General features: G+C 44.8%; 15 protein-coding genes. 2 read left to right on the forward strand and 13 right to left on the reverse strand.

Annotated features, from left to right (window positions below; all coding sequences use genetic code 11):
• Nucleotides 1–86: 86 nt before the first annotated feature.
• Nucleotides 87–1973: a sucrose-specific PTS transporter subunit IIBC gene (locus HMPREF2766_RS04640; protein ID WP_070568007.1), complete on the reverse strand. Its 1887-nt coding sequence runs from the start codon at nt 1971–1973 to the stop codon at nt 87–89.
• Between the two features lie 380 nt (nt 1974–2353).
• Between HMPREF2766_RS04640 and HMPREF2766_RS04645 the strand changes: the two genes are divergently transcribed.
• On the forward strand, nt 2354–3808 hold the full coding sequence (locus HMPREF2766_RS04645; protein WP_070568008.1) for a sucrose-6-phosphate hydrolase: 1455 nt from the start codon (nt 2354–2356) through the stop codon (nt 3806–3808).
• A complete protein-coding gene (locus HMPREF2766_RS04650) occupies nt 3789–4754 on the forward strand; it encodes a LacI family DNA-binding transcriptional regulator (protein WP_049479116.1) in 966 nt (321 codons plus the stop codon). Before HMPREF2766_RS04645 ends, HMPREF2766_RS04650 begins: the two co-directional genes overlap by 20 nt.
• Nucleotides 4755–4788: 34 nt before the next feature.
• On the opposite strand, the gene HMPREF2766_RS04655 is transcribed toward HMPREF2766_RS04650, so the two are convergent.
• From HMPREF2766_RS04655 to HMPREF2766_RS04710, 12 genes are all read right to left on the reverse strand, one after another.
• Complete coding sequence (locus HMPREF2766_RS04655) at nt 4789–6063, reverse strand: hydroxymethylglutaryl-CoA reductase, degradative (RefSeq protein WP_070568009.1); 1275 nt, start codon at nt 6061–6063, stop codon at nt 4789–4791.
• Entirely contained in the window at nt 6063–7235 is a 1173-nt protein-coding gene (locus tag HMPREF2766_RS04660) for a hydroxymethylglutaryl-CoA synthase (RefSeq protein WP_070568082.1), read from the reverse strand. The genes HMPREF2766_RS04655 and HMPREF2766_RS04660 overlap by 1 nt, the downstream gene beginning before the upstream one ends.
• Nucleotides 7236–7353: 118 nt before the next feature.
• On the reverse strand, nt 7354–7809 hold the full coding sequence (locus tag HMPREF2766_RS04665) for a threonine/serine exporter family protein (protein WP_000176902.1): 456 nt from the start codon (nt 7807–7809) through the stop codon (nt 7354–7356).
• A 1-nt stretch (nt 7810) separates the two neighbouring features.
• On the reverse strand, nt 7811–8569 hold the full coding sequence (locus tag HMPREF2766_RS04670) for a threonine/serine exporter family protein (protein WP_000344542.1): 759 nt from the start codon (nt 8567–8569) through the stop codon (nt 7811–7813).
• A gap of 87 nt (nt 8570–8656) precedes the next feature.
• Complete coding sequence (gene pknB / locus HMPREF2766_RS04675; protein WP_070568011.1) at nt 8657–10558, reverse strand: Stk1 family PASTA domain-containing Ser/Thr kinase; 1902 nt, start codon at nt 10556–10558, stop codon at nt 8657–8659.
• Nucleotides 10555–11295, reverse strand: coding sequence for a Stp1/IreP family PP2C-type Ser/Thr phosphatase (locus HMPREF2766_RS04680; RefSeq protein ID WP_000401527.1), 741 nt, complete (start codon nt 11293–11295; stop codon nt 10555–10557). Before HMPREF2766_RS04680 ends, pknB begins: the two co-directional genes overlap by 4 nt.
• A 15-nt stretch (nt 11296–11310) precedes the next feature.
• Nucleotides 11311–12624, reverse strand: a complete 1314-nt coding sequence (gene rsmB, locus HMPREF2766_RS04685; protein ID WP_070568085.1) for a 16S rRNA (cytosine(967)-C(5))-methyltransferase RsmB — start codon at nt 12622–12624, stop codon at nt 11311–11313.
• Nucleotides 12617–13552, reverse strand: a complete 936-nt coding sequence (gene fmt, locus HMPREF2766_RS04690) for a methionyl-tRNA formyltransferase (RefSeq protein ID WP_070568013.1) — start codon at nt 13550–13552, stop codon at nt 12617–12619. Before fmt ends, rsmB begins: the two co-directional genes overlap by 8 nt.
• A 12-nt stretch (nt 13553–13564) precedes the next feature.
• Complete coding sequence (locus HMPREF2766_RS04695; RefSeq protein ID WP_070568015.1) at nt 13565–15961, reverse strand: primosomal protein N'; 2397 nt, start codon at nt 15959–15961, stop codon at nt 13565–13567.
• Nucleotides 15962–16132: 171 nt separating this feature from the next.
• A complete protein-coding gene (gene rpoZ, locus HMPREF2766_RS04700; protein ID WP_002874282.1) occupies nt 16133–16447 on the reverse strand; it encodes a DNA-directed RNA polymerase subunit omega in 315 nt (104 codons plus the stop codon).
• 24 nt (nt 16448–16471) lie between these two features.
• On the reverse strand, nt 16472–17098 hold the full coding sequence (gene gmk / locus HMPREF2766_RS04705; protein ID WP_000775041.1) for a guanylate kinase: 627 nt from the start codon (nt 17096–17098) through the stop codon (nt 16472–16474).
• Nucleotides 17099–17232: 134 nt separating this feature from the next.
• Nucleotides 17233–18846, reverse strand: coding sequence for a ribonuclease Y (locus tag HMPREF2766_RS04710; protein WP_000404959.1), 1614 nt, complete (start codon nt 18844–18846; stop codon nt 17233–17235).
• Between the last annotated feature and the right edge of the window lie 99 nt (nt 18847–18945).

Here is an 18945-nt window from a genome sequence, read left to right on the forward strand (position 1 = left end):
TTCCTCTGTAAATCTTACCATCCAAGTAAAAACGAACAAACATAATATTTGTTCGTTTTATTTTTAAATCTGATTTTCGAAGAGGACTAGGCTTTCACTTCGATGATAGCGTCACCCTTGACAACTGAACCGCTTGCGACTGGTGTCACAGAAGCGTAGTCTGCTGTGTTGGTTACGATAACCATTGTTGTGTCGTCAAGACCTGCAGCAGCGATTTTGTTTGAGTCAAAGGTTCCGAGAACATCACCAGCTTTGACCTTGTCGCCTTGAGCAACTTTTTGTTCAAAGCCTTCACCGTTCATAGTCACCGTGTCGATACCAACGTGGATCAAGATTTCAGCTCCGTTTGCTGTCTTCAAACCGTAAGCATGTCCTGTAGCAAAGGCGATTGATACTTCTGCATCAGCTGGTGCGTAAACCACGCCTTGGCTTGGTTTCACTGCAATCCCTTGTCCCATTGCACCACTTGAAAAGACTGGGTCATCAACATTCTCAAGGGCAACTACGTCCCCAACGATTGGAGTTTGGATTGTTTCATTTTGAGGAGCTACTGGAATGTTACCAGTTGTTTCTTCTTGAACCAAACGTTCTGTCGCTACTTCACTAGCAACTTCTTCTTCGTCCTCGTAACCAAACATGTAAGTAAGTGCAAAACCAAGAACGAATGATACAGCTACCATAAGGATGTATTGGAATAATTGACCGTTACCAATGTACAACATTGTACCAGGGATGATGGTGATACCATTACCAGTACCAGCAAGACCAAGGATTGAAGCCAGTCCACCACCGATAGCACCAGCAATCAATGAAAGGAAGAATGGTTTACGGAAACGCAAGTTCACCCCGAAGATAGCAGGCTCTGTAATACCGAGGAAGGCAGAAAGAGCAGCTGGGAAAGCAAGTGTTTTCAGTTTAGGATTTTTAGTTTTGACACCAACGGCAACAGTTGCAGCCCCTTGAGCTGTCATAGCTGCAGTGATAATGGCGTTGAATGGGTTGGCATGATCGGCAGCAAGCAATTGCACTTCAAGCAAGTTGAAGATGTGGTGTACACCTGATACGACAATCAATTGGTGAACCCCACCAATCAAGAAACCACCAAGACCAAATGGCAAGCCAAGAATCGCTTTTGTACCGATAAGGATGTAGTTCTCAACAACATGGAAGACTGGTCCGATGACAAAGAGTCCAAGGATAGACATCACCAAAAGTGTCACGAATGGCGTCACCAAGAGATCCAAGACATCTGGAACCACTTTGCGGAGAGCTTTTTCAAACTTGGCTCCGACCACCCCAATGATGAAGGCTGGAAGAACGGAACCTTGCAAACCAACAACAGGAATGAAGCCAAAGAAGTTCATAGCTGTTACTTCACCACCTGATGCTACAGCCCAGGCGTTTGGAAGCGAATCAGAAACCAGCATCATACCGAGGACGATACCAACGGCTGGATTTCCACCGAATACGCGGAAGGTTGACCATACAACCAAACCTGGCAAGATGATGAAGGCTGTATCTGTCAAGATTTGAGTATATGTTGTCACGTCAGCTGGAAGTGTCATTCCAAGAGCAGTCAAGAGACCACGCACACCCATGAAGAGACCAGTTGCTACGATAACTGGGATGATTGGTACAAAGACGTCACCGAAAGTACGGATAGCACGTTGGAACCAATTTCCTTGTTTAGCAGCTTCTGCTTTCATATCTTCTTTAGAAGATGTTGGCAAACCAAGTGCAACCACTTCGTCATACATCTTGTTTACTGTACCAGTCCCAAATATGATTTGGTATTGGCCTGAGTTAAAGAAAGCTCCTTGAACTTTATCCAAGTTCTCAATCACTTCCTTCTTGATTTTCCCTTCATCTTTGACCATGACACGCAGACGAGTCGCACAGTGGGCTACACTGTTGACATTCTCACGTCCGCCAAGGGCTTCGATGACCTTTTTTGCAATATCCTGATTGTTCATTTGCAAAAATCTCCTTATAAAAATTTTGTTCTTGTTTGAAAGCGATTTTATTCGCCCTACGACTATTATTTTATCACGTTTCTAAAATATGTCAAGCGTTTTGCAGAAATTTTTATTTTACTTCTTTTACTCCTGATTATTCTTGCTCGTTTTTGAGGGATATTTTCTTTTTCCTCAAAAAAATATCCTTATGTTAGAGGGTTCAAAGCTTTTTATTTACATTTTCTTTCATTTTTTCGTGAAAATTTGTCAAATTTCCTTTGCTTAATTTCTGGTAATCGTTTGACATATTTTTCTCTTTTTTAACATAAAAGACTTGCTTTTTTTGTCGAAAACGTTTACTATTAATAATAGAATAGAACTTATGGAGGAAAGATAAAATGGAATGGACAACTGAGCGTCGTTACAGACGCTACGAAGACTGGACAAATGATGAAGTCAAGCAAATCAAGGAAAAGATGGCACAATCTCCTTGGCATACTCGTTACCATGTTGAGCCTAAAATGGGGCTTCTCAATGATCCAAATGGCTTTTCTTATTTTGATGGCAAATGGATTCTCTTTTACCAAAACTTCCCCTTTGGTGCAGCCCATGGGTTGAAGTCTTGGGTGCAGCTTGAAAGTGATGATTTGGTGCACTTTACAGAAACTGGAGTCAAAGTTTTGCCAGATACTCCATTTGATAGCCACGGTGCCTACTCTGGTTCTGCCATGCAGTTTGGCGATCAGTTGTTCCTATTCTATACAGGAAATGTCCGTGATGAAAACTGGATCCGTCACCCATACCAGATTGGCGCTTTGATGGACAAGGATGGCAAGATTACAAAGATTGACAAGATCTTGATTGACCAGCCAGCAGACTCTACTGACCACTTCCGTGACCCACAAATTTTCAACTTTAAGGGACAATATTATGCTATCGTCGGTGGACAGGACTTAGAGAAAAAAGGCTTCGTCCGTCTCTACAAGGCTGTGGACAATGATTACACAAACTGGCAAGCAGTTGGCGACCTTGACTTTGCTAATGACCGCACTGCCTACATGATGGAATGTCCAAATCTAGTCTTTGTAGGGGAGCACCCTGTCCTTCTCTACTGTCCACAAGGATTGGATAAGGGTGTTCTAGACTATGATAATATCTATCCAAACATGTACAAAATCGGTGCTTCCTTTGATCCTGAAAATGCCGAAATGGTAGATGTGTCTCCATTGCAAAATCTAGACTATGGCTTTGAAGCCTATGCAACTCAAGCATTCAACGCTCCAGATGGACGTGCACTAGCAGTAAGTTGGCTTGGGTTACCAGATGTTTCTTACCCATCTGACCGTTTTGACCACCAAGGAACCTTCTCATTGGTCAAAGAACTCACTATCAAAGATGGCAAACTCTACCAATATCCTGTCGCAGCCGTCAAAGAACTTCGTGCTTCTGAAGAGGTCTTCTCAAATCGTACTCAAACCAATAACACCTATGAACTGGAGCTCAACTTGGAGGCCAATATCCAAAGCGAGATTATCTTGCTCGCTGACAAAGAAGGCAAGGGGCTTTCCATCAACTTTGACCTTGTCAATGGACAGGTGACAGTAGATCGTAGTCAGGCTGGTGAACAGTACGCCCAAGAATTTGGTACGACTCGTTCTTGCCCTATCGATAACCAAGCTACTACTGCCACTATCTTCATCGACAAGTCAGTCTTTGAAATTTTCATCAATAAAGGAGAAAAAGTATTTTCTGGTCGTGTCTTCCCACATGCAGACCAAAATGGTATCCTGATCAAGTCTGGAAACCCAACTGGAACTTACTATGAATTAGATTATGGTCGCAAAACTAACTGATGTCGCAAAACTTGCAGGCGTCAGCCCCACTACCGTCTCACGAGTCATCAATAAAAAGGGATATCTATCTGAGAAAACCATTCAGAAGGTTAATGAAGCCATGCGAGAGCTTGGCTACAAGCCCAATAATCTGGCTCGAAGCCTCCAAGGAAAATCTGCCAAGTTGATTGGACTCATTTTCCCAAACATCAGTCATGTCTTTTATGCGGAGCTGATTGACAAATTGGAACACCAACTCTTCAAGAATGGCTACAAGACCATCATCTGTAACAGCGAACATGACTCTGAAAAAGAACGGGAGTACATTGAAATGCTAGAGGCCAACCAGGTCGATGGTATCATTTCTGGAAGTCACAACTTGGGAATCGAAGACTACAATCGTGTGACGGCACCGATTATTTCCTTTGACCGAAATCTATCACCAGACATTCCTGTCGTCTCCTCTGATAACTACGGTGGCGGAGTCCTCGCAGCCCAAACTTTGGTCAAGACAGGAGCTCAGTCTATCATCATGATTACAGGAAATGACAATTCCAACTCACCGACTGGACTGCGCCACGCTGGTTTTGCCTCTGTTCTCCCGAAAGCGCCTATTATCAATGTTTCGAGTGACTTTTCGCCCGTCCGAAAAGAAATGGAAATCAAGAACATCTTGACCCATCAGAAACCAGATGCGATTTTTGCTTCGGATGATTTGACAGCTATCCTGGTTATCAAAATCGCTCAAGAGCTGGGAATTTCTGTTCCTGATGAGCTCAAAGTCATCGGCTATGATGGGACTTACTTTATCGAAAACTACTATCCTCACCTGACAACTATTAAGCAACCTATGAAAGAGATTGCCCAACTCACTGTCGATCTTCTCTTACAGAAGATTGAAGGCAAGGAAGTTGCGACAACTGGTTACTTCTTACCCGTCACCCTATTACCAGGAAAAAGTATTTAAGTACAAAAAACTCAGACTGATTGGTCTGAGTTTTTTATGATCTTAAATTTTCGAGATAGCGCTGGGCTGTCTCCAAGTTAAAGGTTTTCTCCGAGATTAATCGCTCAACTAGGGGAGCAACTTCAGACTCACTAGCACCAGCTAGGAGAGCTAGGGATTTGGCTTGCAATTTCATGTGACCTTGCTGGATGCCCGTACTCACCAAGGCTTTGAGGGCTGCAAAGTTTTGTGCAAGACCGATAGAAACGATAATCTGAGCTAATTCTTTAGCAGAAGGATTTCCCAGTAGTTCATGACTAAGAGCAACACGGGGGTTGAGACCGATAGAGCCACCCTTGGTCGCTACCGGCATGGGCAGGGTCATCTCACCGACCAATTCTTCTGTGTCCCTATCTAGACTCCATCGACTGAGACCTTGATAGTGTCCATCTCGACTGGCAAAGGCATGGGCCCCAGCTTCGATGGCACGCCAGTCATTACCAGTGGCAATCAAAATGGCATCGATACCATTAAAAATCCCTTTATTGTGAGTAGCCGCTCGGTAAGGATCTGCCTGCGCAAACTGACTAGCCAAGGCTATTTTCTCAGCAATTTCTCGTCCTTGATCCCTTTGGGGACTCAAGTAGCGAAAGGCGATGCGACAACTTGCAGTCACCAGAGAATCGGTCGCGTAGTTGGACAAAATTCCCATAAGGCTTTGTCCTTGACTGAGTTCTTCTAAGACTGGCTTCAAGGATTCCAGCATGGTGTTGAGCATATTGGCTCCCATGGCTTCCTGGGTATCGACATGGAGATAAACAACGAGAAAGTCTGTTTCACTTTTGATCTGCTCTACATGCAAATCACGCGCCCCGCCACCACGTTTGACGATAGAAGGATAGGCTTGATTGGCAAGTTCCAAGAGCTCCACTTTCTTGTTGGCAATCTTCTCTTGCGCTTTTTCAGGTTCAGCAACTTGATAAAGGGCTACCTGACCGATCATCTGGCGCTGATGTACTTGAGCAGTAAAGCCACCTGACCGTTTGATGATTTTGCTGGCATAGCTGGCCGCAGCAACCACTGAGGGTTCTTCTGTCACATAGGGAACTGTGTAGTCCTGACCATTCACCAAAAGCTCTGGAATAATGGAATAAGGCAGAGAAAAAGTTCCTACCACATTCTCACTCAGCTGGTCTGCAATGGCCAAGCTGACTTGTTCATCCTGCTCTAGACTGGTTTGCTTTTCAGGACTAAGGAGCGCCTGAGCTCGCAACAACTCCAGGCGCTCTTGGTATGATTTTTTAGAAAATCCATTCCAACTTATCTTCATTATTTTTCAACCTTGCTATAACGGCGTTGGTGGTCGACAATTTCAACCAAGGCGTAGTCTTGATGTTCATAGCCTGCAAATTGGGCTGAACCAGACTCATCCAACTGCACCTCTTCGAAGAAGACTTTTTCATAGTCTACAACTGACAATGCTGTACGTTGTTTGAGTTTGCTCAAGCGGTCCTTATCAAGGTAAGCCTCATAGCCTTCGACCAATTCACCACTAAAGAACTCTGAAACCGCGCCGCTTCCGTAACTGTAGAGGGCAATTTTATCTCCAGCCTTCAAAGTCTCTGCATTTTCCAAAAGGGAGAGAAGCCCGAGGAAGAGGGAACCCGTGTAGATATTTCCAATCATCTGACTGTAAAGGATGGACTTATCAAAGTTCTCTTGCAAACTATCCTGTTTTTCTTTAGACAAAGTTTTGTCCATCATCTTGCGCAAGCCTTTTAGGGCCAACTTAGGATAAGGCAAGTGGAAGCAGATAGCCGCAAAGTCATCCATCGTCCAATCATAGCGTTTCTTGTATTCATCCCAAGTCGTTGTCAGGCAATCAAGATACTGTTGGGTCGAGTACATGCCGTTTACATAAGGAGTGCTTGAGTAGTTCGGACGCCAGAAATCCATGATGTCTCGCGTTTGAGCAACGTTATCATTGTTAAAGGCCATGATGCGCGGATTTTGAGTAATTAGCATCGCCACACTTCCAGCACCCTGGGTTGGCTCACCTGGAGTTCCCACACCATACTTGGCAATATCACTGGCAATGACCAAAACCTTAGACTCTGGAGAATTTTCCACATGCAATTTAGCATAATGAAGGGCAGCTGTCGCTCCATAGCAGGCTTCTTTAATTTCAAAGCTACGGGCGAAAGGCTGAATGCCTAACAAGCCATGAACAAAGACTGCCGCTGCCTTACTCTGGTCAATCCCTGACTCGGTCGCCACGATGACCATATCGATTTCTTCTTTTTCTTTGTCTGTTAAAATAGAGTTGCTTGCACTAGCTGCCAAGGTAACAATGTCCTCAGTCAGTGGCGCAATACTAATTTCATTTAACAAGAGTCCCTTGCTAAATTTTTCGGGGTCAACTCCCCTCGCTTCTGCTAAGTCTTGTAATTTCAAGACGTATTGACTGGTCGCAAAACCAATCTTATCAATACCGATTGTCATATTTACCTCTGTTTTTTCATTCATTGTAAAAAATCGTTTCATTCTATTTTATCACAAATAGGGACAAAAGAGAGAAAAAAGACTTGATTCAACAAATCAAGTCTTTGCTTTGACTGCATTAGGAAGAGATTCCTCGTTGTTTTCGGATGTAGTAATAAAGCTTTAGAATTACTGTTCCACTTGCCATTCCAATAGAAATAACAAGAGCTAACATAACCACCAAAGTCGCGCTGGCAATAGCATGGCTGTAATCTCCTGTCACAAAGAAAGCTGTCGTTCGATAGGATAAATAACCCGGCACCAAGGGGGCAAGAATGGCCAATACAAAGACCACCGCTGGTGTCTTATAGACAATACTTAAAATCTGGCTGATGCAAGAGCCAATTACTGCTGCGATAAAGGTCGCAATAATAACATTGGTTGGTTCTTTGAGCACGAGATAGAGGAGCCAAACGCCCATTCCCAAAATACCACCAGGTAGGAGCATGGAGCGTTGAACATTCAGTACGATTAGAAAGGTGATAATGGCGAGTAAACTCGCCACTGCTTGGAGCAAAATACTTGTTAGAGTCATCTTATGTCATCAAAACCAGGGCGACAGAGGTGCCAGCCCCTAAAGCGAGGGTAATGAGCAAAGATTCAAACATCTTGCTCATACCAGAGTTAATATGGTTGGTCATGATATCCCGTACCGCATTTGTCAGAGCAATACCTGGAACAAAGGGCATGACCGCTCCTGCTATAATCAGGTCTGCCGTCGAAGGAAATCCTGTGTAGCGGGCCCAGAACTGGGCAATCAATCCGAAAACAAAGGCACCCGCAAAGGCCGTTACAAAAGGAATGCGGACAAACTTCTCTACGTAGAGAGAGAAGGCAAATCCAAATAAGGTCGCAATAGCGGCGCCAAAAGCGTCATAGACATTGCCCCCAAACATAATCGAGAAGAAAGGGGCACTGAGGGTCGCTGCTACGGTCACTTGGAACTTGGTATAAGGAAGGGCTTGATTGCCGATTTCTTTCAGCTTTTTAAAGGCTGTCGAGAGATCAATCTGACCTCCGACAAGCTCCCGTGATACTTGGTTGACATCACAGACTTTCTCAATGTTATAAGAGGATGAGGTCACCCGTTTCATCCGAGAAATATTGGTGTTTTCGATAGAAAAGAAAATAGCTGCGGGCATGGCAAGAACATTGCAATCCATTATTCCTTGTGAATGGGCAATACGGATCATAGTATCCTCAACCCGATGAATCTCTGAGCCGCTTTTCAGGAGAATGGTTCCTGCTAGCATAATCACATCAATGACGGCATTCAACTCTCTCGATTCGTCCATTTTCTCCTCCTTTTTTCTACTTCCTATATTTTATCACAAAATCTTGTGAAAAAAAATCTTTGTCATGAAATCATGACAAAGATTCGTCTAATCTCGAGAACTCTCGTGAGTTCCTTCACTATTGGATGAACTGCTAGAAGGAGTATTCCCTTGTTGATTTCCTTGTTGGTTCCCCTGGTTTGGACTTGTAGGAGAACCTTGGTTCCCACGTTGGGCAGGATTAGAGGATGAAGTTGATGGTGGTGTTTTTGGTTTGTAGATGGAAAGTTTGATACGCGTACTTGCAAGATCAACCTGTTCTCCTGCTCTTGGCGTTTGACTGACAACAGTTCCTTCTGCCGTTCCTTCAGGAGCAGTCGATACTTCAACAACCTCAATATTTGCTTCCTTCACACCGACAATCTGAGTCAAGTTATTCTTTGTAAACTCGAGACTTGAACCGATGTAGTTCGGCATGCTGACACTAGTCACCTTCTTAGCTACTGTTAAGGTAATCGTAGTGGCTTTTGAGAGATCATAGGTCGAACCCGAAGCAGGGGTCTGTCTGAGGACGATTCCAGGTTCGCTTTCATTGGATTCTTCCTCTTCCATCTTGATTAGATTTTCAGGAACCTTCTTCTCCTTGAGTTCAGCTACAACTTCCGTATACTTACGTCCGACATAATTGCTCAATTGGAAGGATTGCTTACCAGAAGAAACAATCAAATTGACCTTGGTTCCTTCTTTTCGGCCGCTACCAGCTTCTGGATCCGTTCGAATAACTCGTCCTTCTGCTACTGTATCGCTGGCCTCTGACTTTTCTTCACCGGCTTCAAACTTGGATTTTTTAAGAGCTTCCTTAGCCTCTGCAACAGTTTGTCCGGCTACGTCAGGAATAGGAATCGTTGCTGGTGTTCTTGACAAAATCCAGACCAAAGAGGCTGCAACCAATAGAAGACTGGCCAAAAGAATCATATAGCGAGCCTTAAACTTCCGTTTCTTGGCAGGCTTTGGCGCTGGAGCTGGCTCTGCGACTGGTTGAGTTGATTTCTTTGGTTGAGGGCGTTCTTCTTGCGCCGGAGCTTTAGGAATCGATGTCAGTGTACTTTGTGGAACTTTAGGTAAAGTCTTAGTGTCTGCCTTACTCGCATCGTCAAAGACCAATTTCGGTTCATTCCGACGATTATAAGACAAGCTAGTTGACAAGTCCACATACATTTCTGAAACAGACTGATAACGATCTGACAGCTTCTTAGCAGTTGCCTTGATGACAACATTTTCTAAAGCCTGAGGGACAGATGGATTTTCAGCTATGACGGACGGTAGTGGCTTCTGGAAATGCTGGAGGGCAATCGTAACCGCACTATCCCCATCATAAGGGATATGTCCCGTTAGCATCTCATAGAAGATAATCCCCATTGCATAGATATCACTCTGGAAGGTCGCTTTAGAACCACGTGCTTGCTCAGGTGACAAATAATGAACAGAACCCAGCATTGAGTTGGTCTGGGTCAGACTGGTCTCCGCAAAGGCTACTGCAATCCCAAAGTCCGTGACCTTAGCTGTGCCTTCTGGTGTCAAGAGGATATTTTGAGGTTTCAAATCCCGGTGAACAATTCCTCGAGTATGGGCTAAGCGCATGGCTAAGAGGATTTGTCCCATAATCCGAACTGCTTCTTCGTTTGAAAGAGGATAGTGTTCTTTGATATAACGCTTGAGGTCAAGGCCTGCTACGTATTCCATAGCTAGGTACTGTTGACCGTCTTCCTCACCAATATCTGTTATCCGAACGATATGCGGATGGTCCAGATCCGCCATGGCCCTCGCTTCACGTTGGAAACGTGCCACAGCAATCGGATCCGTCTGGTAGTTGGTCCTCAGGACCTTCACTGCCACTTCTTCCCCGTCTAGGATCAAATCCTTGGCCAAGTAAACATCTGCCATGCCTCCTCGACCAATCTGCTTGACAATCCGATACCGCCCGGCAAAAATCTTGCCGATTTGGATCATTCTGCTGCCTCCTCGTTCATGTAAACAAGGGCAACCGTAATGTTGTCTAAACCTCCTGCATTGTTAGCGAAGCGAATGAGGGTTGCCGCCTTGTCTGCTAGGGAAATATCGCTGGTTACGATATCATAAATCTCGCTTGCCGAAATCATATTGGTCAAACCATCACTATTGAGCAAGAGATAATCTCCTGATTCCAGTGTAATCATCCCAAAATCTGGCTGGATTTCATCTTTTTGTCCGATAGACTGGGTGATGATATTCTTTTGAGGGTGAGTTTCTGCTTCTTCTGGAGTCAATTGACCAGCCTTGAGCAATTCGTTGACCAAAGAATGGTCACTCGTCAACTGGTGGTATTCTTCTCCACGAATCAAACCGATACGAGAATCTCCAATGTGAGCATAGATGGCTTGGTTGTCAATAAACGCAACAGCTTCTAGCGTTGTTCCCATGCCTCTGTAGGCTTCGTCCTGACCTAGTTGATGAATTTTTTGATTTTCAATCTCCAGGTAGTGGGCAAACCACTCACGAACTTCATTGACTGAGTCAATTTGGGTATCCACCCAAGCCACACCAAGGTCTGTTACCGCCATCTCACTAGCGATATTTCCTGCACGGTGTCCTCCCATCCCGTCAGCCAAGATGATCATAGTGCGTCCTGCTCGGTTGACAAAGTGATTGACATAGTCCTGATTATTTGTCCGTTTCTGACCAACATCTGTTAATAATGCTATTTCCATTGTGTCAGTTCCTTCCTATTCTGATATCTTGCGAAATTGGCTAATGAAGAATCCATCACTTCCGTATAGTTCAGGAGTGATTAAGATACAACCGTCTTTCAAGATATCCTTGCATTCATGTTCTAGTTTAACCTGCTCGAACTCGGGATGACTTTCTAAAAAAGCCTCAACAACTTGAAAGTTCTCCTCTGAGACAATAGTACAGGTACTATACGTTATTATACCACCTTTTCGTAGTGTTTGACAAACACTACCTAATATTTCTAGCTGAATTTCCTGCAATGACGTAAAATCTGCCGTTTCCTTATTGTATTTGATATCTGGTTTGCGACGCAAGAGTCCAATCCCAGAACAGGGAGCATCTACCAAAATCTTATCAAAAGAGTCTTTTTCAAAAAACTCATGCACTTTTCTGGCATCCAATTTTTGCGTTTGCACTCGATCTGTCACACCTAAACGCTCCGCATTTTCTTGGATCAAGTCCAACTTGTGATCATAAAGATCCAAAGCCATCACCTTACCAGATGTGAGGTAAGAAGCCATATGGGCTGTTTTCCCACCAGGAGCTGCACAGGCATCCAGGACCTGTTCATCACCTTGTAGATCAAGGGTCGGAGCAACCAATTGACTGGACTCATCCTGGATGGTAATAGCACCCTCTGAAAACAAATCATGTCCCGCAAAGTGGCCTTGCTCCTTGACCAAACCAGAAGCGGCTAAAGGTGAATCACTCGCCTCTAACACGGCCTTGATTTCCTCTTTTCGGCTCAAGTCGGTCACTCGGATGCTGGCTTTGTTGCGCACCAATAGACTGTCAAAAATGGCTTGGGCTCGCTCTTCCCCGTACTCTTCCTTGAGCTTAGATACTAGCCAAACTGGGAGAGAATAGGCAATGGAATCACGCTTGTTTTTGCGTTTGATGCTGTCAATATCTGGCCAGCCTTCTCGTAAGATACGACGCAGGACGGCGTTGACCAATTTCTCACTGCCTTTTTTACGTAATTTAGCCAATTCCACTGCTTCATTAACCACAGCATGATTAGGAACCTTATCCAGATAGCGGAGTTGGTAAGCACTCAGAAGGAGCAAGATATAGAGCCAGTTATCAAGCTTATCCCGGTCTTCGATAAAGTGGGATAGGTACCATTCCAGAGTCAGTTTTCGTGCTACCGTTCCGTAGACAATCTCTGTCACCAAGCCCTTGTCTGCTGCCGAGAGTTGACTGCCCTTGAGGTGTTTGTTTAAGGCGATATTGGAGTATGCTTGATGGACAAAAACATCTTCGAGCACCTCAAGAGCGACACTTCTAGCTGTTTCTACTTTAGTCACCAAATCGTTCTCCTATAGTCAAAGTACGACCAACTCCGTTGAGGAAGGAAGCAATGTCCATCTTAGGCTTACCTGCTGGCTGCACTTGCTTGAGAGATAGAGCTCCTTCAGCCGTTGCGACGATCAATTCCTTTTTGCCAATAGAGAGGATTTCACCTGGAACTCCCTGACCTTCTACTGGCAGGGCTTCATAAATCTTAAAGCGGTCGCCTTTGAGAAAAGTATGGGCAACAGGCCAGGGGTTCATTCCACGAATTTGGTTGAAGAGTTGGCGATTGGTTTTAGTCCAATCCAGCTTTTCTTCCTCTGGCTTGATATTTGGCGAGAAAGTGACTTGACTAGGATCTTGTGGTTCAGGTTGGATTTCTCCTGCTAGGTAGCCAGGTAGCGTATCCAAAAGCAAATCGCGACCAGCGATTGCCAATTTCTCAAACAGGGTACCGACATTGTCTTCGTCGGTAATTGGGATACTCCGACGGGAAATCATATCTCCCGCATCCATTTCTTTAACCATTTCCATAATGGTCACACCAGCTTCCTCATCCCCTTTAATCAAGGCATAATGAATGGGTGCGCCACCACGGTGTTTGGGAAGGAGGGAGGCGTGAACATTGACCGCAAAGTCCATGCTATCAAGGAGTTTACTAGGGAGAAATTGTCCAAAAGCAGCGGTCACAATCCCATCCGCTCCTAAATTCATAATAGCTTCCAGCTCTGGGCTTCCAGATAATTTTTCTGGTTGGTAAATAGGAAGACCCGCTTCTTTGGCAGCCTGCTTGACGGGAGTTTCTTGGATCACTTTTTTACGGCCGACAGCACGGTCTGGCTGGGTCACAACTGCTAGAATCTCGTAACGATCGTCTGCCAATAGCCCCTTTAAGACGGTCGCTGAAAAATCAGGGGTCCCCATAAAGATTAGTTTTGTCATTTCTTCTCCTTCTTATAAAAATTGTTGCGGTTCGTGGTCAATGCTGAGACGAAGCTCGCTATTTTCACGTTCTTGAGTCAAGGCCAAGACCTGGTTGAGGGTTGGACCCAGCTCATCTTCTAAACGGTATTTAATCAAAATCTGGTAATGATAAAGGTTGTGGGTACGGGCGATGGGTTTTGGCGTTGGCCCAAGGATTTTACTAGTTTCCGATAAACCTGAGCGCAAAATTCCCATGACTTCATAGGCACGTTTGACAACCTCTTCTTCTTTCTTGTGAGAGAGGGTAATCCCAATGGTGAAATAATAAGGCGGATAGCCGAGTTGGCGCCTGATACTCATTTCATAGGCATAAAAACCTTCATAGTCCTGTTCCTTGGCAAAACGAATGGCATAGTTCTCCGGATTGTATGACTGAATCAAGACCTGCCCAGCTTTTTCCGCACGTCCTGCCCGACCAGCCACCTGAGTTAAGAGTTGGAAGGTTCTCTCAGAAGAACGGAAATCAGGCAGATTCAAGGCGGTATCCGCATTGAGCACTCCGACTAGGGTCACATTTGGAAAATCCAAGCCCTTGGCAATCATCTGAGTTCCCAACAAGATATCTGCTTCCCCTCGGCCAAACTGGTCAAGTAGAGCTTGGTGACTGCCTTTCTTGCGGGTCGTATCCACATCCATCCGCAGAATGCGAGCCTGAGGAAAGAGCTCTGCTAGCTCATCGTAGGCTTTCTGAGTCCCCGTCCCGTAGTAACGAATACTGCGACTCTGACAGTTGGGACAGACCTGAGGAATCCCCTTCGAAAAGCCACAGTAATGGCAGTTCATGGTCTTGGTATCCATGTGAAGAGTCAAGGAAATATCGCAGTTGGGACAAGCATCCACCGTCCCACACTCCCGACACATAACAAAGCTAGAATAACCCCGACGGTTGAGCATGAGGACTACCTGCTCTTTTTTATCCAAACGGTCTTGGATGGCTTCTAGCAAAGGGGGCGTAAAGTTTGACGTCTCATTCTGCCCGATATAGTCACGAAAGTCAATCACTTGAACCTCAGGAATGGTGGCTAAAGGATTGGCCCGTTGGGTTAGTCGCAAGTGTTGATAGACACCTTTTCCAGCACGCGCACGGCTCTCTAAGCTCGGTGTCGCCGAACCAAGGACCAGGGCTGCTTGATTGTACTGGGCCCGTAAGATGGCGACCTCTCTGGCATGATAACGGGGATTGCTGTCTTGTTTGTAACTAGCTTCATGCTCTTCATCGATAATGATGACACCTAGATTTTTCAGAGGAGCAAAGATAGCTGATCGAGCGCCAACGACAACTTGGGCATCGCCACGCTCAACCTTGCGCCATTCATCGTACTTTTCACCATTGGAAAGGCCTGAGTGGAGGATAGCTACTTTCTCGCCGAAACGAGCAATGAAACGCTCCGTCATTTGTGGCGTCAGAGAAATCTCAGGTACCAGTAAAATAGCTGTCTTACCCTTGTCCAAGGCTCCTTGGATAATCTGCAAGTAAACCTCTGTTTTCCCACTTCCTGTAATCCCTTGAAGGAGGAATGGTGGTTGCTGACTGCCAATAGCACTGATAACCGCATCACGCGCCTGTCTTTGCTCTGGGTTCAGCTCCAAAGGTTGACTGGCTTCAATGCCTTCGAAATAAGCAGCTGAACGTTGCACTTCCTTTTGAACAAGGGTTAGAGCTCCTTGATCCACAAAGAAGTTGACTTGCTCCCGCGAATAAGACTCTAACAAGCTAGCCAGAGGAGCACTCTCAGGACGAGACAGTAAATAGTCTCTCAGCTCTGCCTTTTTCTTAGCACGCGCAGAAATCTCAACACCTTCTAACTGCTCAACATGGACCTCATACCAAGATTGGGTCTTGACCTTCTTCTGATCAACAGCCTGGTACTCTAAACGGAGCAACCCTTTTCTGGTCAAGCGCATCATTTCAGCTTGCTTGGCAAGGTCTAAAGAAGAAAAGGCTAGCGAATCTTCTGAACCAAACAGACGCTCTCGGTCTGCCTGACTGAGACCTTCTAAAGGATAGAGAATCTTATCATAGCTGGAGTTTAAAAATCCTGGCAACATGGCTTTTAGGATGGAGATTTTGTAAGAAAAGACGGACTTGCGTAATTTCTCAGCCAACCAGAGTTGCTCTTGGGTCAAGACGGGAGAAAAATCTAGCACCTCTGCAATCTCTTTCAAGCCCTGACCTTCCATCTCTTCATCTGACTGGGACTCCAGGCCAAGAACAATTCCTTGGATCAAGCGATTGCCCTTGCCAAAAGGAACATGGACCCGCATACCGACTTCCAGCATCACTTCAAATTCCTCTGGGACCTTATAACTATAGGGCTGGTCCGTCTGCATCAGGGGAACATCCACGATTATCTTTGCGATCGCCATCTTCTCACCTCCTCCTTGTCATACTCTTCGAAAATCAAATTCAAACCACGTCAGCGTCGCCTTACCGTACTCAAGTACAGCTTGCGGCTAGCTTCCTAGTTTGCTTTTTGATTTTCATTGAGTATCAGTATATTCTTGCAATAGAAAAAATAAGATTGAGTCCCCCCAACCTTAAATTTTTTCACCATCTTCTTTTTCTTTAGCGATTTGCTCTTTGATTTTCTTTTCTTCTTCTTCTTTGCGGCGTTTTTCTTCTTCGATACGGAGACGAACCGCTTCACGTTTTCCTTCTGGATCTGGGTGAATCGTAACGTTTCCTGACTCGATTTCTTCCAAAGCGCGAAGAGTTGATTTTTCAGACTTAAACTCTTGAGTTGCTGGCGCACCTGCTTCTAGTTCGTGGGCACGTTTTGCTTCCAAGATTACGAGTGAATATTTTGATGGTACCTTGTCTAGCAAGGTATCAATAGAGGGTTTTAACATCATTTGCTTGTACCTGTTTCCTATAGTTTATCGAGTAGTTGGAGATTTTGGCAACATCTCCTGGTAGTGACCAATAACACGGTCCACACGGAAGTGTTCTGCTTCGATCACACGCTTGACACGTTCAGCAGCGAGGGGCACCTGATCGTTGACAATAGCATAATCATACTCACGCATGAGGGCAATTTCTTCCTTGGCTTTTTCAATTCGTTGGGCAATCACTTCTGCACTATCTGTTCCACGACCTACCAAACGATCTTGCAATTCATCCAAATCTGGTGGTGTTAGAAAGATAAAGACAGCATCTGGAACCTTTTTCTTAACCTGAAGGGCTCCCTGCACTTCAATCTCAAGAAAGACATCGATTCCCTTGTCCAGAGTTTCATTGACATAGGTCAGAGGAGTTCCATAGTAGTTACCGACATACTCTGCATATTCCAACATCTGACCTTGACGGATCAGCTCTTCAAACTCTTCACGAGTACGGAAGAAATAGTCCACTCCGTCCACTTCACCAGGACGTTGCGCACGCGTCGTCATCGATACAGAGTATTGAAATTGATTCTCAGAACTCTCAAAAATCTCTCTTCTAACCGTTCCTTTCCCAACTCCTGAAGGACCAGAAAAAACGATTAGCAAGCCTCGGTCTGCCATTATGTCTCCTTTAGTTAGTCTGTGAAATAAAGTAAAATTTCTCTCGAATACTGATGATCGCGTCAGTTATCCTTCTACAGTCTTTCTATCTAGTGTAACAAAAAAGCAGTAATATTTCAACTGCTCTTTCTTATTTATTTCGCATAATCTACTGCACGAAGTTCGCGAATCACGGTTACCTTGATATTTCCTGGGTAATCGAGATTATTTTCAATTTTCTCACGAACTTTGTGAGCCAAGATTGTGACTTTGTCGTCCTTGATTTGTCCTGGATTAACCATGATACGGATTTCACGTCCTGCTTGAAGAGCAAAGCTATTTTGCACTCCTTCAAAGCCATTGGCGATTTCTTCCAAATCATGGAGACGCTTGATGTAGCTTTCAAGAGACTCGCTACGAGCACCTGGACGCGCTGCACTCAAGGCATCTGCTGCAGCAACGATCACTGCAATGACACTTTCGGCTTCGACATCACCGTGGTGGCTAGCAATGGTATTCACCACAACTGGGTGTTCCTTGTACTTACGAGCCAATTCCGTACCAATCTCAACGTGGCTACCTTCAACCTCGCGGTCAATAGCTTTCCCGATGTCGTGAAGGAATCCAGCACGACGGGCAAGAGCTGCATTTTCACCAAGTTCACTGGCGATGATACCAGATAACTTAGCAACCTCAATCGAATGACGCAAGACATTTTGTCCATAAGAAGTACGGAACTGCAAACGTCCCATAATCTTCATCAAGTCTGGATGGAGGTTTGGCGCACCAATCTCATAGGCAGCAGCCTCCCCATATTCACGGATTTTATTGTCAATCTCCTGACGGTTTTTCTCCACCAACTCTTCGATACGAGCTGGGTGGATACGGCCATCCTTGAGCAACATTTCCATGGTCATACGAGCAATTTCACGACGAATCGGATCAAATCCTGACAAGGTTACCACTTCTGGCGTGTCGTCAATGATGACATCTACCCCTGTCAAACTTTCAAAGGTACGAATATTGCGACCTTCACGACCGATAATGCGTCCCTTCATGGTATCATCTGGTAGGTGAACTGTCGAGTTTGTTGACTCTGCTACATAGTCACCAGCGATACGCTGCATAGCCTGAACCAAGATATCTTTCGCAATCTTGTCTGAACGTTCCTTGACTTCTTGCTCTGCCTCACGAATGCGGCTAGCAATTTCCTTGGTCAAGTTTTCCTCTGTCTGAGCCAAGATAATATCTCGAGCCTCAGTTTGGGAAAGCGAGCCGATACGTTCAAGTTCAGCTTCTTTTTGTCTTTCGACTTCCTCTAATTGCTCTTCACGTGCATCAAGGTTTTTTGCTCTATCAGAAATACTTTGTTCTTTTTGTTCAAGTGTTTTTTCTTTGTTCGTCAAATTGTCGTCCTTACGGTCAAGGCTCGTAGCTCTCTCCGTCAAACGACTTTCGATTTGCTTGAGCTCCTGACGTTCTGACTTAAATTCAGCGTCCACTTCTTCACGGTATTTTCTGGCTTCCTCTTTGGCCTCCAATAGTGCTTCTTTTTTAAGAGACTTGCTTTCGCTCTTGGCTTCATTTAGCAATAAATCCGCTTCGCGCTCAGCTTGTCCTCGTAAATTAGTTGCTTCTTGTTCAGCATTTAGAAGCATCAACTCTGCAGCCTCTTGAGATGATTTCATCTTAGCTGAGATGCTGACATATCCAATGACTAAACCAATGATGACGGCAAAAACAGCAATCGCAAGTGTCATGATTTCCATGTTTTTACCTCATTAAATTTGTTTATCGAATGACATACATTCCTTAATATTCTATCATAAAAAACCGATTTTCACAAACCCAAATTGAAGAGTTTTGTG

Origin of the sequence: Streptococcus sp. HMSC076C08 (genome assembly GCF_001810825.1) — a bacterium.
In the GTDB taxonomy this organism is placed as follows: domain Bacteria; phylum Bacillota; class Bacilli; order Lactobacillales; family Streptococcaceae; genus Streptococcus.